This is a genomic window from Flavobacterium xueshanense (assembly GCF_900112975.1).
GTDB lineage: Bacteria > Bacteroidota > Bacteroidia > Flavobacteriales > Flavobacteriaceae > Flavobacterium > Flavobacterium xueshanense.
In genome coordinates this window covers 194,843-210,805 of the sequence record NZ_FONQ01000003.1, presented here as the reverse complement: position 1 = coordinate 210,805, position 15,963 = coordinate 194,843, and the positions used below count along the sequence as shown (strand labels likewise).

Genomic DNA, 15,963 nt, shown 5'->3' with positions numbered 1-15,963 from the left:
AAATGATGGTGGCGCACTTTTTATTTTGGCACTAATTACCTTTCTTTGTTGTGTTATTTTAGTTTTTAAGGATAGAAATAATGTAATGAATTTGTTGAATTAAAATATAAATATGCTGATACCTTCCATTAATAATAGTTTAAGAGAACTAATTGATTTGCTGAATCAATTGTCGCAAGAAGAATATTCCAGTTCTTGTGCGGAATTGAGTAATGCAACTATTGGGGAGCATACCAGACATATTCTTGAGATGTTTCAATGCTTAGAAAATCAATATGATTCAGGTCTTGTAAATTATGATAAAAGGGAACGAAATACTCGTATTCAAACAGATACCGCTTTTGCTATTGAAAATATTGTTTCGATTCAAAAAAATTTAGACAAAAAAAATAAAAACCTCGAGCTGTTGCAAATCATTGACGGAGAGGAAATTCGAATTGAAAGCAACTATTTTAGAGAATTATTGTATAATCTGGAACATTGCATTCATCATCAGGCGCTTATAAAAGTGGCTATTTTGCAATGTGAAACAGTGACAATTGATCCTAATTTTGGCGTTGCACGCTCCACAATAGAATATAGAAATCAATGTGCACAGTAAGTTTTGTAGCAACGAATGATAAAATTATCATTACCTCCAATCGGGATGAAAAAACGGTACGACCGAGCGCAATACCACCAAATAATTATATCGTAAACGGGAAAAATCTTATTTTTCCAAAGGATCCAAAAGCCGGAGGAACTTGGTTTGTTGCAAATGCGGATGGAACAATTTTAGTATTGTTAAACGGCGCTGATGAAAAACATGAAGTAAAACTTCCGTATCGAAAAAGTCGTGGTTTAATTGTTTTAGATCTGATTAGCGGCTTTTCGCCAAAGGATTTCTGGACCGAAATTGATTTGGAAAACATAGAACCTTTTACGTTAGTTTTGTTTCAAAACAATGCTCTTTTTCAATTGCGATGGAACGGAGAAGAAAAGCAAACAACTCCTCTTGATGTTCATCACAATCATATTTGGTCTTCCTCAACTTTGTATTCGCAATCGATTCGTGAAAAACGAGCCAATTGGTTTCATGCTTTTATGGACGATAATTCTGAAATTTCCGAATCAAAAATGCACAATTTTCATCGCTACACCGAAGAAGGAAATGATGAAAACGGTTTGGTTATCAATAGAAATGACGAGATGAAAACGTTGAGTATCACGCAATCGGTTATTGAAAAAAATAAAGTAGCTGTATTGCATTACGATTTAATTGCACAGCAGGATTTTTCGACCTCATTTATCACTGTTTAAAGAACTTAATTTGACCCGAGTTATGACGAACAGGCGAAGCAAACTACTTTTTCATAAAATTACGCATTGGGAATATTGGCCTTTCCAGATTGTTTACATTCCTATTTATTTTCTTTGGTCCTATTATTCTATCAAGGCAAAATCGATTTTTTTCTTTAATGCTGCAAATCCAACCATAAAAAATGGCGGGTTTATGATGGAGTCCAAAAAAGAAATTTATGATTTGATTCCACAACAGTATTATCCAAAAACGGAATTGATAAAAGAAGGAACTGCTCTGGAAGAAATTTTAAATTTGATTGAAGTAGCACAAATTAAGTATCCTTTGATTGCAAAACCGGATATTGGACTGCGAGGATCTGCAGTAAAAAAAATCAATTCGATTACCGATTTAAAAGAATATGCTAATAAAGCAAATTTTGATTACGTAGTGCAGGATTTAATTCCTTACGAGAACGAAATTGGAATTTTCTATGTGCGTTATCCTCATGAAAAAGTGGGCAAAATTACAGGAATAGTTTCTAAAGAATTTTTGATTATAACCGGAAACGGTTTCTCTACCGTAGAAGAATTAATCAAAGAAAATCCGCGGTACGAAATGCAGTTAAAGGTTTTAAAACAGGAATACGGTAAAAAACTACTTGATATTCTTCCAAAAGGAGAAAAACTAAACTTGGTGCCTTACGGAAATCATGCAAGAGGCGCAAAATTCATTGACGGAAGTCATTGGGTAACCCCGAAATTGACACAAACCATCAACGAAATGTGTTTGCAGATTCCGGGTTTCTACTTTGGAAGATTGGATGTAATGTACCATACAGTTGAAGAATTAGAACAAGGATTACACTTCTCGGTTGTGGAGTTAAATGGTGCCGGAAGCGAGCCTACACATATTTATGACCCAAAACATTCTTTGTTTTTTGCATGGAAAGAACTCGCGCGTCACATTACGTATATGTATGAAATCAGCGTTGCAAATCATAAAAATGGTGTTCCCTATTTACTGCACAAAGACGGCATGAAGGAATACAGAATGCACTTGGAACAAAGCAATAAAATTATAAATTTCTAAAATAATGAAAGCATTAAAGAACATTTTTATTGGTTTTTTAGTGAGCTTTATTGGTTCGATACCGTTGGGATATTTGAATGTTATTGGTTTTGAAATCTATATAAAACTGGGGATGAACAGTTTGGTTTTCTTTTTGTTCGGCGTCATTTGCGTGGAAATGTTTGTGATTTATATCACTTTGATTTTTGCAAAGCAATTGGTCGAAAATAAAAAATTAATGAAGTTTATTGATTTTTTTGCCGTTTTCTTTCTGTTAATTATAGGGTATTCTTTTTACGCCAGTGCCAATCAAACAAATGAACAGCAAGGTGTATTAGAAAAATATGCAATGTATTCTCCGTTTCTAATCGGTGTTTTTTTGAGTGGGATCAATTTTCTTCAAGTGCCATTTTGGACCGGCTGGAATCTTTATTTAATTAATGGGAATTATATTTCCATTGTAAATAAACTCAAACTGTATTATATTGCAGGGACTTTAATAGGCACATTCGCGGGAATGCTGACTTTGGTTTTGATATTAAACACGTTATCTCAAAACACAACCAGCTTTTCTAAATATGTAATTCCTGTTGTGATTCCGTTGTTTTTTGTAGTTTTAGCCTTTGTTCAAATGATTAAAGTGTACAAAAAATATTATCGAAAAAGAATCTGAATATATAAGTTTAGCGCTAATGAATAGCTGTCTTTATTAACCAAAATCTGCTTTAATTATGAAAAAAGTTTTTCTGTTACTTCCATTTCTTTTCTTGTGTTGCAAACCAATTTCGTCGATTGTAAATGAGACCGCAACAAGTGAACCGTTGTCAATTGCATATAGAATAAAAGAAAATGACGTTGCTAAAACATTGAAATATTTAGCTTCAGATGACCTAGAAGGCAGAGAAACAGGAAAAGCCGGTATGTTTAAGGCTGCGGATTATTTAGAACAATTTTTTAAGGATAATAATGTAAAACCGTATTTCAAATCGTATCGTGATACGTTATCAACTTTTAAGGAAACGGCCTTTAATGTTGTAGGTGTTGTTGAAGGAAATGACCCAGTTCTAAAAAAAGAATTTATAATTTTAAGTGCGCATTACGATCATATTGGTTTGGATAAAAAAGGAGTGAATGGAGATTTTATAAACAATGGTGCCAATGATGATGCTTCAGGAACAACTGCAGTTGCTGAAATGGCCAAATATTTCAGTATCGCCAAAAATAATAAACGCAGCATTCTTTTTGTGTTTTTTGCAGGAGAAGAAAAAGGCTTATTGGGTTCTAAACATTTAGCCAAAAAACTGAAAGCACAAGATTTTAAATTGTATGCCCAGTTCAATATTGAAATGATTGGTGTGCCGATGAAAAGAGATTATCTAGCGTACATTACCGGTTTTGATAAGTCGAACATGGCGGGAAAAATCAACGAATACACAGGAAAAAACACCATTGGTTTTCTTCCAAAAGAAGCCGAATATAAATTATTTTACAGATCAGATAACTACTCTTTTTGCGAACTTTTTAAAGTGCCTTGCCAATCTGTGAGTACTTTTGATTTTGAAAACTTTGAGTTTTATCATCATGTTTCGGATGATTTCAGCGCTATGGATATTCCGCACATGACTTCTTTCATTCAAGAATTATTACCGGCTGTTACTAAAATGGCAAACACACCAACTAAGGAAATCATAATGCTTAGATAGTTTAAGAAACCGCCTGATTCATATCGTAAGCCAAAATTAAATAGTCATTATTGTTAAATTGAAAATCCCCAATAATGGTCCATTTCAGTTTTTCGGTATGCGCTTTGGTGGATGGAATATTAATTTTATTGATGAAAGTCAATCCCAATGGGTATTTATAAAGCATGTGTGTTCTCATGAATTCGAACAGCGGCGTAATCAATCCTTTTCCACGATATTTCTTGTGAATACAAATAGGGCCATATTGAAAACTATTGTTTGTGGTGATGTCAAAATCTAAAAAGGTCAGTTCGGGAAACAACGAACTCATGTAATTAAAAATGGGCCATTGTTTGAAAAAATCCCAACTTCCCGAAAAAACATAAGCAATGATTTTGTAATTGTCTTTAGCAATAAACAATTCTGATTTTTGAATAACTTCGGTTAGTTGTTGAGTCGTAAATGGCGTCGTAACAAAGCCGGAAGCTTTTTCTTCTTCGGATAAATTAGCAACAAGATACAATTCCTGTAATGCCAATACGCCATCAATGTCACTCATTTTTGCAATTTCGAATGTAATTCTTTCTGTCATTTTCTAGGAATTCGGATGTTAATTTATTTTACCAAAATTATGGAAAATTACAGGAAACTTTAATTTTTTTTACAGCAAGAATCCTTTACGTAAAGCATTACTTTTTACCGTTTTTGTTTATTTTTGCTCTATGAAAAATATTATCATCACAGGAACGAGTAGGGGAATAGGATTTGAGTTGGCATTGCAATTTGCCAATGCGGGACACCAAGTTTTAGCCATTTCCAGAAAAATTCCTCAAGCTTTATTAGGGAACGAAAACATAACCTGTCTTTCTGTTGATTTATCTAATGAATCTGAATTAGTGAAAGTAACTGATTTTCTTTCCAAATCATGGAAACAAATTGACGCAGTCATTCATAACGCAGGAAGTTTATTGCTGAAACCTTTTTCAGAAACCACTCAGGAAGATTTCGAAAACATCTATAAAGTCAATGTTTTTGGGGTTGCTAATCTGACCCGAATTTGTTTGCCTTTTTTACAAAAAGGAAGCCATGTGGTAACGATAAGTTCTATGGGCGGAATTCAGGGAAGTTTGAAGTTTGCCGGACTTGCTGCTTACAGTTCGAGTAAAGGAGCCGTTATTACATTGTCAGAGTTGTTAGCTGAAGAATACAAAGAGCGTGGGATTTCTTTCAATGTTTTAGCTTTGGGTTCTGTGCAAACAGAAATGCTTGCTGAAGCTTTCCCAGGTTATCAAGCGCCAATAACAGCGGGTGAAATGGCCAATTATATTTATGATTTTACTTTGACAGGGAATAAATATTTCAACGGCAAAGTGTTGCAAGTTTCTTCTACAAATCCATAACTTAGAGTTATAAATTTTAAGTTATGAATTATGAGTGAAAGTATTGTAAAAACAAAGAGTTTTGAGTTGGCAATTAGAGGTGTGAATTTTTATAAATACTTGGTCGCTGAAAAGAAAGAATATATTATGAGTAAACAATTTTTGCGATCCGTTACTTCAGTTGGTGCAAATGTCCGTGAAGCTGTAAATGCGCAAAGCAAGCCTGACTTTATTCATAAGTTGTCAATAGCCCAGAAAGAATGTGATGAATCTCTTTATTGGTTAGAACTTTTAAAAGAAACCAATTATATTTCTGAGTTAGAATTTGAATCGATTTACCAACAAAATAATGAAGTTTTGAAAATTATACGAAGTATTATAATAACCTCTAAAAAAAACTCATAACTCATAATTCTTAACTTATAATTTGCAATTGTTTTGAGCGAAACCTTAGCCAGATACATTCCAGAGCATGCGGTAAAACCCGTTTTCGAACTTATTGTTGCCAATCAAGTGCATCTTAAGATCGTCAACGAACGACAGACGCGTCATGGTGATTATCGAAAAGGTTTGAACGGAAAGCATGAAATCACGGTAAATTCAAATCTTAATAAATACAAGTTTTTGATTACGTTAATTCATGAAATTTCACATTTGGTTGCGTTTGAAAAATTTGGCAGACAAATTAAACCGCATGGAAACGAGTGGAAATATTCGTTCCAACGGTTGATGATTCCTTACATTCGACCGGAAATCTTTCCGAATCATTTGCTGCCGTTGTTGGCGAGACATTTCAAAAATCCAACAGCCAGCAGCGATACTGATGCTACTTTGGCTTTGGCACTGAAACAATTTGACCAACAAAACGATAAAAACTATGTTTTCGAAATTCCGTACGGCAGTGTCTTCCGAATCCAAAACGGAAAGATTTTCAAGAAAATAGCTGTAAGAACCAAGCGTTTTGAATGCCTTGAAATAAGTTCTGGAAAAACGTATTTATTTAATCCAAATGCTGAGGTGGAACTGTTGAAATCAAGCTAGCTTTTTACTCTTTCAAATACGCTTCAAGTACTTTTTGGGATGTATAATAATTCTATAAAAACCTCATTATTAATTGCTTATTTTGCTACTTTAAAAGGAAAAAGGTTTTTTACGATAATTCTATGTAAATTTTATCTTATATTTACAGTGCTGTCTCTACTTCACATAAAAGAATACAATTATGAAAAATCTACGATTCCCATTTGCAACTATGCTCATATTGTCTAAAGTTTTATCATTTTAGTTAATAGAAATATGAAAAATGCAATCATTTGTTTCGTATTTATCTTTATACCTTTTTTGATAAACGCACAAGAAACTGCAGAAACCGCAATCGTCAATCCAAAAGGGAATTGGTATTTTGGTGCAGAAATGGGTTCGAATACCATAACCTCTTTCAAGCTAGGCGACCCCAATAAATCATTTCAGGGAGGAGTTTTAGCAGAATATTACACGGGGAGGCATTGGAGTTTGAGTGGACGAATTAAATATTTTGAAACCGGAGTTTCATTTTACAAACCAGATACACATAGTGGCGGTTGGTTTGATTTGGGTAGCGATGCGTATTCCGGTATTTTTAAAGGAGCTGTTATTTCTATTCCTGTAGCTATAAAATGGGAGTTTAGAATTTTTAAAAACTTTAGCGGAAGTTTGAAAATGGGGTATGCGCACAGTTTTGAAACCAAAAGTAGTTATTCCAATTACTCTGAGAATTTAAAAAGCGACTACCCGAAAAATTATGGAAGTTCAAATTCAGGATTGGGTTTAAATTATTTTTTAAACAATAAAATTGCTATCTATGTTGATTTTGAAACCTATTTTGGAGGACGAAAAGCAAAAATACCAGCGCTTATTTTTGATAATGATCAGTATGTTATGAATAATCTAATCAATATTGGTGTAAAACATAACCTTTAAAATTATGTATGAAAAATACAATCATTAGTGTCGTATTTATCTTTGTCTAAAATCATTGTCAGCAAAAAATCATTTTTTATTACGTAGTTGCGTATTAAACCTTTGTCAAATATATTGTTGCTGTTAATGAAAAAAGAGCATTTGATTTAGAGTGCTTTTACTCTTTCAAATACGCTTCCCGTACTTTTTTGAATAAATTTGAAGAATAAACAAAGGCAACAACTGCCTCATTATCGGTTCTGAAAATTTCTTCTTTGTTTCCTTCCCAGGCTTTTAAACCATCTTTCAGGAATAGAATTTTCTCTCCAATTTCCATCACGGAGTTCATATCATGCGTGTTTATAACCGTAGTGATGTTGTATTCTTCGGTGATTTCTCTGATAAGATTATCAATCAAAATAGCTGTATTGGGATCTAAACCAGAATTAGGTTCATCACAAAATAAGTATTTGGGATTGTTTACAATGGCGCGGGCAATAGCAACGCGTTTTTGCATTCCTCCAGAAATTTCCGAAGGTAATTTTTTGTGTGCTTCTGTTAGATCAACTCTTTTTAATACAAAGTCAACGCGCTCCTGAATTTTTTTATTATTGTCTTTGGTGAACATTCGTAACGGAAATCCAACATTTTCAGCCACAGTCATGGAATCAAACAAAGCGCTTCCTTGAAAAACCATTCCGATTTCAGTTCGTAATTCTCGTTTCTCATCCGGATTTAATTCGGAGTAAATTCGTCCATCAAATGAAATAGTTCCAGATTCTGGAGTATGAATGCCTAAAAGACTTTTAAGCAAAACGGTTTTTCCGGAACCACTTTGTCCAATTATTAAATTCGTTTTTCCAGTTTCAAAAACCGTTGAAATACCCTTAAGAATTTTGTTTCCGCCAAATGATTTTTCTATATTTTTTACTTCTATCATGATCCTAGTAACAACTGTGTTAATATATAATTGAAAAGTATTATGGAAACCGATGTCCAAACAAATGATACAGTGCTGGCTTTACCTACCTCGAGTGCGCCACCTTTCATGTAATAACCATGAAAAGAAGGGATTGTGGCTAATAGCATCGCAAAAATTAATGTTTTGATAAAAGCGTAAACAATATGAAACGGAATAAAATCCATTTGGGTTCCATTTATAAACTCAGCGCTTGAGATAAAACCGCCATATACTCCAGCCATCCAACCGCCCAAAACTCCCAAGAACATTGCGATTCCTATCAGGAACGGGTATAGTAACAACGCTATTATTTTAGGGAAAACAAGGTAGTTTAAGGAATTTACTCCCATCACTTCTAAGGCGTCGATTTGTTCCGTAACCCGCATTGTACCTATACTGGAGGTGATAAATGATCCCATTTTTCCAGCCATAATAACGGAGATAAAAGTGGGAGCAAACTCTAATACTACTGATTGTCTCGTAGCAAAACCAATAAGGTATTTTGGAATTAAAGGATTAGTTAAATTAAGTGCCGTTTGAATGGCAACAACTCCCCCAACGAAGAAAGAAATGAAGGCAACAATACCTAAAGAACCGATAATCAAATCATCAATTTCTTTAAAAATTAGATTTTTCATTACAGACCATTTTGTCTGTTTGTTGAAAATTTCTTTTAGCATTAGGAAGTATCTTCCTATTTGCGTTATATAGCGGGTGAGCATCATAAGTTTTTCAATTATGGGCTAAATTACAAAAAATGTTAGGAGTTATGCCTTTTGATTCAGCAGTTTTTGATTTTTAAAGCTAAAAAAGCTTTTCCTTCATTTTTTTCAACCGATAGTTGCGAATGAATTTTGCTTGTTCCGTTGTTACCAACAAAGGAGTTTTAGCCGCTTTAGCTTTCCAGAAACCTTTGATGTAATCTAAAAAGAGTAGTGGTTTTTTTTTCATCATTGCCAGTTTTGCTGAAGCTATGGAAGTGATAAGAAACCCGTAACCTAAAGTGTAAAATGCCTCACCTTGTTTGTAACGGGCCGTTTTGTTGTAGTTTGCTCCAGTTGGTTTTAAATGTTTCACGATTAATGAAGCATCCGTAACCACTTTCCATCCATAAAATTTCGACAATAATTCATCAACGGTATCCCAACCCATTGCGGGTTTTAAATTCCCTATCTGCTCGAAACATGCTTTTCTGTAGGCTTTGAAGGCACCACGAATATGGTCTTTATCGGTAAGATTTTCTAAAATCCATTCGCCGTTTTTTTCAATGTAAGCAAATCCGCCAGCCATTCCTATCAAAGGATCTTTTTCGAAAATGGTTGAGATAGTTTCAAAATAATTGTTGGGTAGAATCAAGTCGGCATCCAGTTTTACGATAACGTCATACTCTTTATCCAATGTTTCATAACCTTTATGAAAAGCCTGAATGACTTTGCTTCCCGGCAAATGAATCGCTTCGGAGGTTTTATTTACCAAAGTTATAAACGGATTTTCTTTAGCGAAAGCAGTTACGATTTCGGCAGTTTTATCCGTAGAATTGTCATTGACAACAACAACTTTTTTGGGTAAAACGGTTTGTGAAATCAAAGAATTTAAAGTTAAAGTAATAAATGCTTCCTCGTTATGCGCCGGAATGACAATATAATAATTCATTCTTTTATTTTTTCAGCGTAAACAATATAATAACGGTTGGTGAATTTTCGTAGTAGTGGTCGGATACCAAATTTGTTAACGGGATTGGTCCATTTTTTTCTGTCGATTATTTTCCAGCCGGTTTTCTCCAAAAGCCAATCGAGTTGCCAATCTTCAAATTCATGGTAATGTCTGTCCCACATGTCCGTTTTACTGCGGTAAGCTGGTGAAAACCACAAACGCAATGGAATAGAAATAAAAAGTTTATCAGATTTGATTTCACTCAAAATGGGAAAAGGATTCAGTAAATGTTCAAAAATTTCGAAAGCGGTAACCACATCCTTTTTTTCATTTGAAAATACGGACTGATCCAAATCTAAATCTTCTCCGGTTGTATTAGAAACTGAAAATCCCTCGGATTTCATGATTTTAGAAAAAGGATTTTCAACACCTAAATCTAATATGGTCTCTGACGTTGAGACATGTTTTTTTAGGAATTCTAAAGTGTGTTTGAATCTTTTATTGGGAAACGTTTTTTCGTACATGTTTTTTGGATTTTGCCGCAAGGGCACAAAGGCACAAATATAGTAATAAATGTGTTTTTTGGCATTGTTTTTTAGCCCGGATGGGAATGAAAATCCCGGAACTTCAGAATGTAGTTTTTCAAGGTACAAAAAGCGACTAAAAGAAGCTTTCTTGCACCTTAGAAAAACAAGTTTTGTAGTGAGGAATTGTAATGTACAGCCGGATTAGCTCTTGAATGACATATTCCTAAAAGAATTAATATCTATATATAAAGGCATTGATATTCATTCCTGCTCCAACAGAAGCGAAAATCATTACATCACCTTTGTGTATTGTTTGATTTTCGATTTCGCCGCGAATTAATAAGTCAAAAAGCGTTGGGACAGTAGCCACACTGCTGTTTCCCAGTTCATGGATGCTCATGGGCATAATGTCTTTAGGAACAGATCTATCGTATAATTTATAAAAACGTTGGATTATCGCTTCATCCATTTTCTCGTTGGCCTGATGGATTAGAATTTTTTTCACATCGTCAATGCCAAGTCCGCTTTTGTCCAAACAACTTTTCATGGCTGCCGGAACTTGATTTAATGCGAATTCATATATTTTGCGTCCGTACATTTTTATGTAGCGAGTATCTGGATCTAAATCAGGATTGTATGATTTTCCGAAGAATAGATACCCCGCTTCGTCATTTGCATACGTTGCACTTTCATAAGCTAGCATTCCACTTTCGTCATCTGAAGCTTCAATAATAGAAGCGCCGGCTCCGTCTGAATAAATCATAGAATCCCTGTCGTGCGCATCTACCACTCTAGAAAGGGTTTCAGAACCTATAACTAAACAACGTTTTGCCATTCCGGATTTGATGAACGCATTAGCTTGAAGTACTCCTTCGATCCAACCGGGACAGCCAAAAAGGATATCGTAAGCGACACATTTTGGATTTTTTATTTGTAATTTATTTTTGACGCGGGTGGCTAAACTAGGAAGCATATCAGATTGAATTGTTCCGTGTTTTACATCGCCAAAGTTGTGTGCAAATATAATGTAGTCTATAGTTTCCGGATCGATTCCAGCATTTTGTATGGCTTTTTGAGAAGCAAAAAAAGCCAAATCAGAAGAATTTAAATGGTCTTCCGCATAACGCCTGTGTTCGATTCCAGTGATGCCCTTAAACTTTTTAATTACTACCTCGTTAGGATAAGCAAAGGCGGTTCCATCTTCATTCAAAAAAACATGTTCGCCAAAGTCAGTATTACTTACTTTTTTCTCAGGAATATAACTTCCTATTCCAGCTATTTTTATTCTCATTGCGTTAATTTTCCAAATTTAAGGCTAATTTAATCATTATAAAATTACTACAGTCACAAAATTTACTATGCATGCATATAATTGCGAAATAATAATTTATTGGCAAAAATATTGATTATTTTATTATGAATTGAAAGTTTTGATATGATTTTTATTTCTTAAATCTCCTGATCAATAATTAACGTTTTTTTAGTTTAAAATTTTTAAAGTATTTTTTGTTTTTTAATAGTAAAAAAAATGTCTCGATTTCTCGAGACATTTTAAGTAGTAAATTAGCTTTCCATGTAGGCTTCAATTGGAGCGCAAGAGCAAACTAAATTTCTGTCGCCATACGCTTCATCTACTCTACGAACAGTAGGCCAGAATTTATTCTCGGCAATGTATTCTAAAGGAAATGCTGCTGCTTCACGTGTGTATGGAAAATTCCAGTTATCAGTTGTAGCCATCATCAAGGTATGTGGCGCATTTTTCAATATATTATTTGGATTGTCTATTGTAGCAGTTTCAATTTCTTTTCGTATCGCAATCATAGCGTCACAAAAACGATCTAGCTCTTCTAAGTTTTCACTTTCAGTAGGTTCAATCATTAAAGTTCCGGCAACAGGAAAGGAAACCGTTGGAGCATGAAATCCATAATCCATTAAACGTTTTGCAATATCTGTCACTTCAATTCCTTTTTGTTTAAAAGGGCGACATTCTAAAATCATTTCGTGTGCTGCACGACCCATTTCTCCAGAGTATAACGTATCGTAATGACCGTTTAATTTCTCCTTGATATAATTTGCGTTTAAAATTGCATATTCAGTGGATTGTTTCAAGCCTTCGGCACCAAGCATGCAGATATATCCGTAAGAGATTAAGCAAACTAATGCTGATCCCCAAGGTGCTGCAGAAATTGCCGTAATAGCGTTTTCTCCACCTGTTGGAATTATTGGGTTAGTAGGTAAAAATGGTACTAATTGTGGAGCAACACAAATTGGTCCTACTCCTGGTCCACCTCCTCCGTGAGGAATAGCGAATGTTTTGTGTAAGTTCAGGTGACAAACGTCAGCACCAATAGTTGCAGGATTTGTTAATCCAACTTGGGCGTTCATGTTGGCACCATCCATATAGACTTGCCCACCGTTATCGTGAATCAATTGTGTAATTTCTTTAATCGCGCTTTCAAAAACACCGTGAGTTGAAGGATAGGTTACCATTAAACAAGAAAGATTGGCTGCGTGCAAAAGTGCTTTTTCACGTAAATCTTCCACGTCGATATTTCCGTTCTCCAATGTTTTAGTAACCACAACTTTCATTCCGGCCATCGCTGCCGAAGCCGGGTTTGTTCCGTGAGCTGATGATGGGATTAAAGCAATATTTCTATGGTGATCTCCTCTTGATTGGTGGTACGCACGAATTACCATTAATCCGGCGTATTCTCCTTGAGCACCTGAATTAGGTTGTAATGTTGTTCCTGCAAAACCAGTAATGACGTTTAGCTGATGTTCTAATTTAGCCAACATTTCCTGGTATCCTTGTGCCTGGTCAAGCGGTGCAAACGGATGAATGTTATTCCATTGTGCCATGCTCAAAGGTAACATTTCTGATGCGGCATTCAGTTTCATGGTACAAGACCCTAATGAAATCATGGAATGATTCAACGCTAAATCTTTTCTTTCTAACATTTTGATGTAACGCATCAAAGCTGTTTCTGAGTGATGTTTATTGAAGACATCGTGTTGTAAAAACGTTGATGTTCTGTTTACGTTTTCAGGAAAATGATTGGTTTCGGATAAACTTTTAATGGTGTTTACCGCAGTACCATTTGCGGAAGCGAAAACAGCAATGATTTTATTTAAATCGGTAATACTTGTTGTCTCGTTTAGAGAAATTGAAATCGTATTATCGTCAATGTAATAGAAATTAATTTCGTTTTCTTCAGCAATTGTTTTTACTTTTTTGGCATCAGCCTTTACAACTATTGTATCAAAAAAAGCGGTGTTGGTTTGTTTATAACCTGATTTTTCTAAAGCGTTTGCCAATGTCGCTGCCGAAGCGTGTACTTTATCAGCGATGTATTGCAAGCCTTTTGGACCATGATAAACGGCATACATTCCTGCCATTACTGACAATAAAACCTGAGCCGTACAAATATTTGATGTTGCTTTATCACGTTTAATGTGTTGCTCGCGGGTTTGTAACGCCATACGCAAAGCGCGATTTCCATCAGTATCAACGGTTACACCGATGATTCTTCCTGGCATGCTTCTTTTGTATTCGTCTTTTGTAGCGAAATAAGCAGCGTGTGGACCACCATAACCTAACGGAATTCCGAAACGTTGTGTTGTTCCAAGAACAACTGCAGCGCCCATTTCGCCTGGAGGAGTTAGTTTTACTAAACTCAAAATATCAGCGGCAACAGCTACTTTTATCTCGTTTTCAGCAGCTTTCGCGATAAATGCAGCATAATCATACACTTGTCCAAATTTCCCTGGATATTGAAGGATTGCTCCAAAATATTCCGATGAAAAATCAAATGTTTCATGATTTCCAACTACTAATTTAACTCCAATTGGCGTTGAACGTGTTTGTAAAACCGATAAAGTTTGAGGTAATATTTCTTCAGAAACAAAGAATTTATTGATATTTTTTTTCTTTTGGTCACGAGAACGAACGTCAAAAAGTAATGCCATTGCTTCTGCAGCGGCAGTTCCTTCATCCAATAAAGAAGCATTCGCGATTTCCATTCCGGTCAATTCGATAACCATCGTTTGGAAATTCAGAATTGCTTCCAGACGACCTTGCGCGATTTCGGCTTGATACGGTGTGTAAGCAGTGTACCATCCCGGGTTTTCGAAAACATTTCTTTGGATCACCGCAGGAATAATGGCGGCATTGTATCCTAAACCAATGTACGATTGAAAAACTTTATTTTTATTCCCTAATTTCTGGATGTGATTTGCAAACTCATATTCGGTCATTGCAGGTTCTAAATCTAAATCAGATTTTAAACGAATGTCACTGGGAATCGTTTCTTGAATCAATTGTTCCAGTGTTCCTGCCCCAATTGTCTTCAACATGTGTTCTAGATCATTTTCTCTTGGGCCAATGTGTCTTAATGCAAAAGCGTCTGTTTTCATTGTATATAAAATGGGTTGTGTGTTTCTAGTTTTAAAGGCTGTAAAATTAAATATTAATATGCTATTAATTGCCTTTTTTAACTTGATTTTCTGTGAATTTTTCAACTAAAAGCCGTTCTTATTAACACTTTGATTAATTTTGTCTAATGAGGTTTTTTAAACTAATATTCAATTTTTATTTAAATGGTAGTATTCACGTGGGTTTGTCGTGTTACGCCTTGGTGCGAATGACGCAATATATGTTCCACATTCCTGAAGGTGATGCAGTTGCTAACTTTGCTTTTTTTGGTACCATTGTAGGATATAATTTTGTAAAATATGATGCTTTGGCTCGGGCCAAAAAAATACAAATGCGGAAGGAACTTAAAATAATTACTTTGTTCAGTTTTTGTTCGTTTATTTTGGTTGGCTTTTATTTTTTTCAGCTGGAACGCGTTACCCAAATTGTTGCCATTGCGTTTTTGAGTATTACATTGCTGTATACGCTTCCCTTTTTTCCGAACAAGAAAAACGCGAGGAATTGGGCTGGTGTCAAAATTTATATTGTGGCGTTGTGTTGGGTGGGCGTCACGTTGGGATTACCAATTTTAGATTCGGAAATACCAGTTACTCCAGACTTTTATTTAAAATTCGTGCAGCGCTTTATCCTGATTTTCGTGTTAGTTCTGATTTTTGAAATCATTGATTTGGAATATGATGATCCGCATCTTAAAACCGTTCCGCAACAAATAGGAGTAAAGCATACCAAAATATTGGGATCGATACTTTTGATTCCGTTTTATTTTTTGGAGTTTTTTAAAAGTAATTTAGATAAAGATCAATTGATTGTAAACTTCATTTTAGTACTGATGATTTCATTATTTTTGATTTTTGCCAATGAAAAACGATCAAAATATTACACTTCTTTTTGCGTAGAAAGCATTCCAATAGTTTGGTGGTTGTTACTTTTATTATTTTAAAAAGCACTTAATTGGTGAATACGTTCACCAATAATAGTATTAATTTGGTGAATACGTTCACCAATAATAGTATTAATTTGGTGAATAGGATATATTAGTAG

Annotated in this window: 17 protein-coding genes; 10 read left to right on the top strand and 7 right to left on the bottom strand. The window is 34.8% G+C overall.

Going from position 1 to position 15,963, the window contains the following annotated elements; genetic code table 11:
* The first annotated feature begins 112 nt into the window (after positions 1-112).
* From BMZ76_RS05480 to BMZ76_RS05460, 5 genes are read left to right on the top strand one after another with little or no spacing between them, the layout of a single operon-like run.
* Positions 113-601 (top strand): hypothetical protein, encoded by a 489-nt coding sequence (locus BMZ76_RS05480; protein ID WP_091203708.1) that lies wholly within the window; start codon positions 113-115, stop codon positions 599-601.
* On the top strand, positions 589-1,299 hold the full coding sequence (locus BMZ76_RS05475; protein WP_091203707.1) for an NRDE family protein: 711 nt from the start codon (positions 589-591) through the stop codon (positions 1,297-1,299). Before BMZ76_RS05480 ends, BMZ76_RS05475 begins: the two co-directional genes overlap by 13 nt.
* Before the next feature lie 22 nt (positions 1,300-1,321).
* Positions 1,322-2,371 (top strand): D-alanine--D-alanine ligase, encoded by a 1,050-nt coding sequence (locus BMZ76_RS05470; RefSeq protein WP_091203706.1) that lies wholly within the window; start codon positions 1,322-1,324, stop codon positions 2,369-2,371.
* A 4-nt stretch (positions 2,372-2,375) separates the two neighbouring features.
* Positions 2,376-3,023, top strand: coding sequence for a LysE family transporter (locus tag BMZ76_RS05465; RefSeq protein WP_091203705.1), 648 nt, complete (start codon positions 2,376-2,378; stop codon positions 3,021-3,023).
* A 58-nt stretch (positions 3,024-3,081) separates the two neighbouring features.
* Positions 3,082-4,053: a M28 family peptidase gene (locus BMZ76_RS05460; RefSeq protein WP_091203704.1), complete on the top strand. Its 972-nt coding sequence runs from the start codon at positions 3,082-3,084 to the stop codon at positions 4,051-4,053.
* 1 nt (position 4,054) lies between these two features.
* Here the strand turns inward: BMZ76_RS05460 and BMZ76_RS05455 are convergent, their stop codons facing one another.
* Entirely contained in the window at positions 4,055-4,624 is a 570-nt protein-coding gene (locus BMZ76_RS05455; protein ID WP_091203703.1) for a GNAT family acetyltransferase, read from the bottom strand.
* Between the two features lie 130 nt (positions 4,625-4,754).
* Here BMZ76_RS05455 and BMZ76_RS05450 point away from each other — a divergent pair, with 130 nt between their 5' ends.
* From BMZ76_RS05450 to BMZ76_RS05435, 4 genes are all read left to right on the top strand, one after another.
* Positions 4,755-5,432 (top strand): SDR family NAD(P)-dependent oxidoreductase, encoded by a 678-nt coding sequence (locus tag BMZ76_RS05450; protein WP_091203702.1) that lies wholly within the window; start codon positions 4,755-4,757, stop codon positions 5,430-5,432.
* Positions 5,433-5,462: 30 nt separating this feature from the next.
* Positions 5,463-5,816 (top strand): four helix bundle protein, encoded by a 354-nt coding sequence (locus tag BMZ76_RS05445; RefSeq protein WP_091203701.1) that lies wholly within the window; start codon positions 5,463-5,465, stop codon positions 5,814-5,816.
* Between the two features lie 33 nt (positions 5,817-5,849).
* The gene (locus BMZ76_RS05440) at positions 5,850-6,452 is read left to right on the top strand and encodes a SprT-like domain-containing protein (RefSeq protein ID WP_091203700.1); all 603 of its coding nucleotides are present in this window, start codon (positions 5,850-5,852) and stop codon (positions 6,450-6,452) included.
* A gap of 255 nt (positions 6,453-6,707) precedes the next feature.
* Entirely contained in the window at positions 6,708-7,370 is a 663-nt protein-coding gene (locus BMZ76_RS05435) for an outer membrane beta-barrel protein (protein WP_091203699.1), read from the top strand.
* Positions 7,371-7,527: 157 nt separating this feature from the next.
* Here BMZ76_RS05435 and BMZ76_RS05430 read toward each other — a convergent pair whose 3' ends face one another.
* From BMZ76_RS05430 to gcvP, 6 genes are all read right to left on the bottom strand, one after another.
* Entirely contained in the window at positions 7,528-8,289 is a 762-nt protein-coding gene (locus BMZ76_RS05430) for an ABC transporter ATP-binding protein (RefSeq protein WP_091203698.1), read from the bottom strand.
* The gene (locus BMZ76_RS05425; RefSeq protein ID WP_091203697.1) at positions 8,286-9,035 is read right to left on the bottom strand and encodes an MlaE family ABC transporter permease; all 750 of its coding nucleotides are present in this window, start codon (positions 9,033-9,035) and stop codon (positions 8,286-8,288) included. The genes BMZ76_RS05430 and BMZ76_RS05425 overlap by 4 nt, the downstream gene beginning before the upstream one ends.
* A gap of 79 nt (positions 9,036-9,114) precedes the next feature.
* Positions 9,115-9,963, bottom strand: a complete 849-nt coding sequence (locus tag BMZ76_RS05420; protein ID WP_091203696.1) for a glycosyltransferase family 2 protein — start codon at positions 9,961-9,963, stop codon at positions 9,115-9,117.
* A complete protein-coding gene (locus BMZ76_RS05415) occupies positions 9,960-10,487 on the bottom strand; it encodes a class I SAM-dependent methyltransferase (protein WP_091203741.1) in 528 nt (175 codons plus the stop codon). Before BMZ76_RS05415 ends, BMZ76_RS05420 begins: the two co-directional genes overlap by 4 nt.
* Before the next feature lie 235 nt (positions 10,488-10,722).
* The gene (locus tag BMZ76_RS05410) at positions 10,723-11,781 is read right to left on the bottom strand and encodes a 3-oxoacyl-ACP synthase III family protein (RefSeq protein ID WP_091203695.1); all 1,059 of its coding nucleotides are present in this window, start codon (positions 11,779-11,781) and stop codon (positions 10,723-10,725) included.
* Positions 11,782-12,053: 272 nt separating this feature from the next.
* Positions 12,054-14,903: an aminomethyl-transferring glycine dehydrogenase gene (gene gcvP, locus BMZ76_RS05405; RefSeq protein WP_091203694.1), complete on the bottom strand. Its 2,850-nt coding sequence runs from the start codon at positions 14,901-14,903 to the stop codon at positions 12,054-12,056.
* Between the two features lie 146 nt (positions 14,904-15,049).
* On the opposite strand from gcvP, the gene BMZ76_RS05400 reads away from it, so the two are divergent.
* Positions 15,050-15,862 (top strand): UbiA prenyltransferase family protein, encoded by an 813-nt coding sequence (locus tag BMZ76_RS05400; protein ID WP_091203693.1) that lies wholly within the window; start codon positions 15,050-15,052, stop codon positions 15,860-15,862.
* The last annotated feature ends 101 nt before the right edge of the window (positions 15,863-15,963 follow it).

What these genes read in the sequence shown, in the direction of transcription:
- BMZ76_RS05420 (WP_091203696.1), bottom strand. Translation starts at nt 9,963, where the DNA reads ATGAATTATTATATTGTCATTCCGGCGCATAACGAGGAAGCATTTATT.
- BMZ76_RS05480 (WP_091203708.1), top strand. Translation starts at nt 113, where the DNA reads ATGCTGATACCTTCCATTAATAATAGTTTAAGAGAACTAATTGATTTG.
- BMZ76_RS05415 (WP_091203741.1), bottom strand. Translation starts at nt 10,487, where the DNA reads ATGTACGAAAAAACGTTTCCCAATAAAAGATTCAAACACACTTTAGAA.
- BMZ76_RS05470 (WP_091203706.1), top strand. Translation starts at nt 1,322, where the DNA reads ATGACGAACAGGCGAAGCAAACTACTTTTTCATAAAATTACGCATTGG.
- BMZ76_RS05465 (WP_091203705.1), top strand. Translation starts at nt 2,376, where the DNA reads ATGAAAGCATTAAAGAACATTTTTATTGGTTTTTTAGTGAGCTTTATT.
- BMZ76_RS05445 (WP_091203701.1), top strand. Translation starts at nt 5,463, where the DNA reads ATGAGTGAAAGTATTGTAAAAACAAAGAGTTTTGAGTTGGCAATTAGA.
- BMZ76_RS05450 (WP_091203702.1), top strand. Translation starts at nt 4,755, where the DNA reads ATGAAAAATATTATCATCACAGGAACGAGTAGGGGAATAGGATTTGAG.
- BMZ76_RS05425 (WP_091203697.1), bottom strand. Translation starts at nt 9,035, where the DNA reads ATGATGCTCACCCGCTATATAACGCAAATAGGAAGATACTTCCTAATG.
- BMZ76_RS05410 (WP_091203695.1), bottom strand. Translation starts at nt 11,781, where the DNA reads ATGAGAATAAAAATAGCTGGAATAGGAAGTTATATTCCTGAGAAAAAA.
- BMZ76_RS05460 (WP_091203704.1), top strand. Translation starts at nt 3,082, where the DNA reads ATGAAAAAAGTTTTTCTGTTACTTCCATTTCTTTTCTTGTGTTGCAAA.
- BMZ76_RS05435 (WP_091203699.1), top strand. Translation starts at nt 6,708, where the DNA reads ATGAAAAATGCAATCATTTGTTTCGTATTTATCTTTATACCTTTTTTG.
- gcvP (WP_091203694.1), bottom strand. Translation starts at nt 14,903, where the DNA reads ATGAAAACAGACGCTTTTGCATTAAGACACATTGGCCCAAGAGAAAAT.
- BMZ76_RS05475 (WP_091203707.1), top strand. Translation starts at nt 589, where the DNA reads ATGTGCACAGTAAGTTTTGTAGCAACGAATGATAAAATTATCATTACC.
- BMZ76_RS05455 (WP_091203703.1), bottom strand. Translation starts at nt 4,624, where the DNA reads ATGACAGAAAGAATTACATTCGAAATTGCAAAAATGAGTGACATTGAT.
- BMZ76_RS05400 (WP_091203693.1), top strand. Translation starts at nt 15,050, where the DNA reads ATGAGGTTTTTTAAACTAATATTCAATTTTTATTTAAATGGTAGTATT.
- BMZ76_RS05430 (WP_091203698.1), bottom strand. Translation starts at nt 8,289, where the DNA reads ATGATAGAAGTAAAAAATATAGAAAAATCATTTGGCGGAAACAAAATT.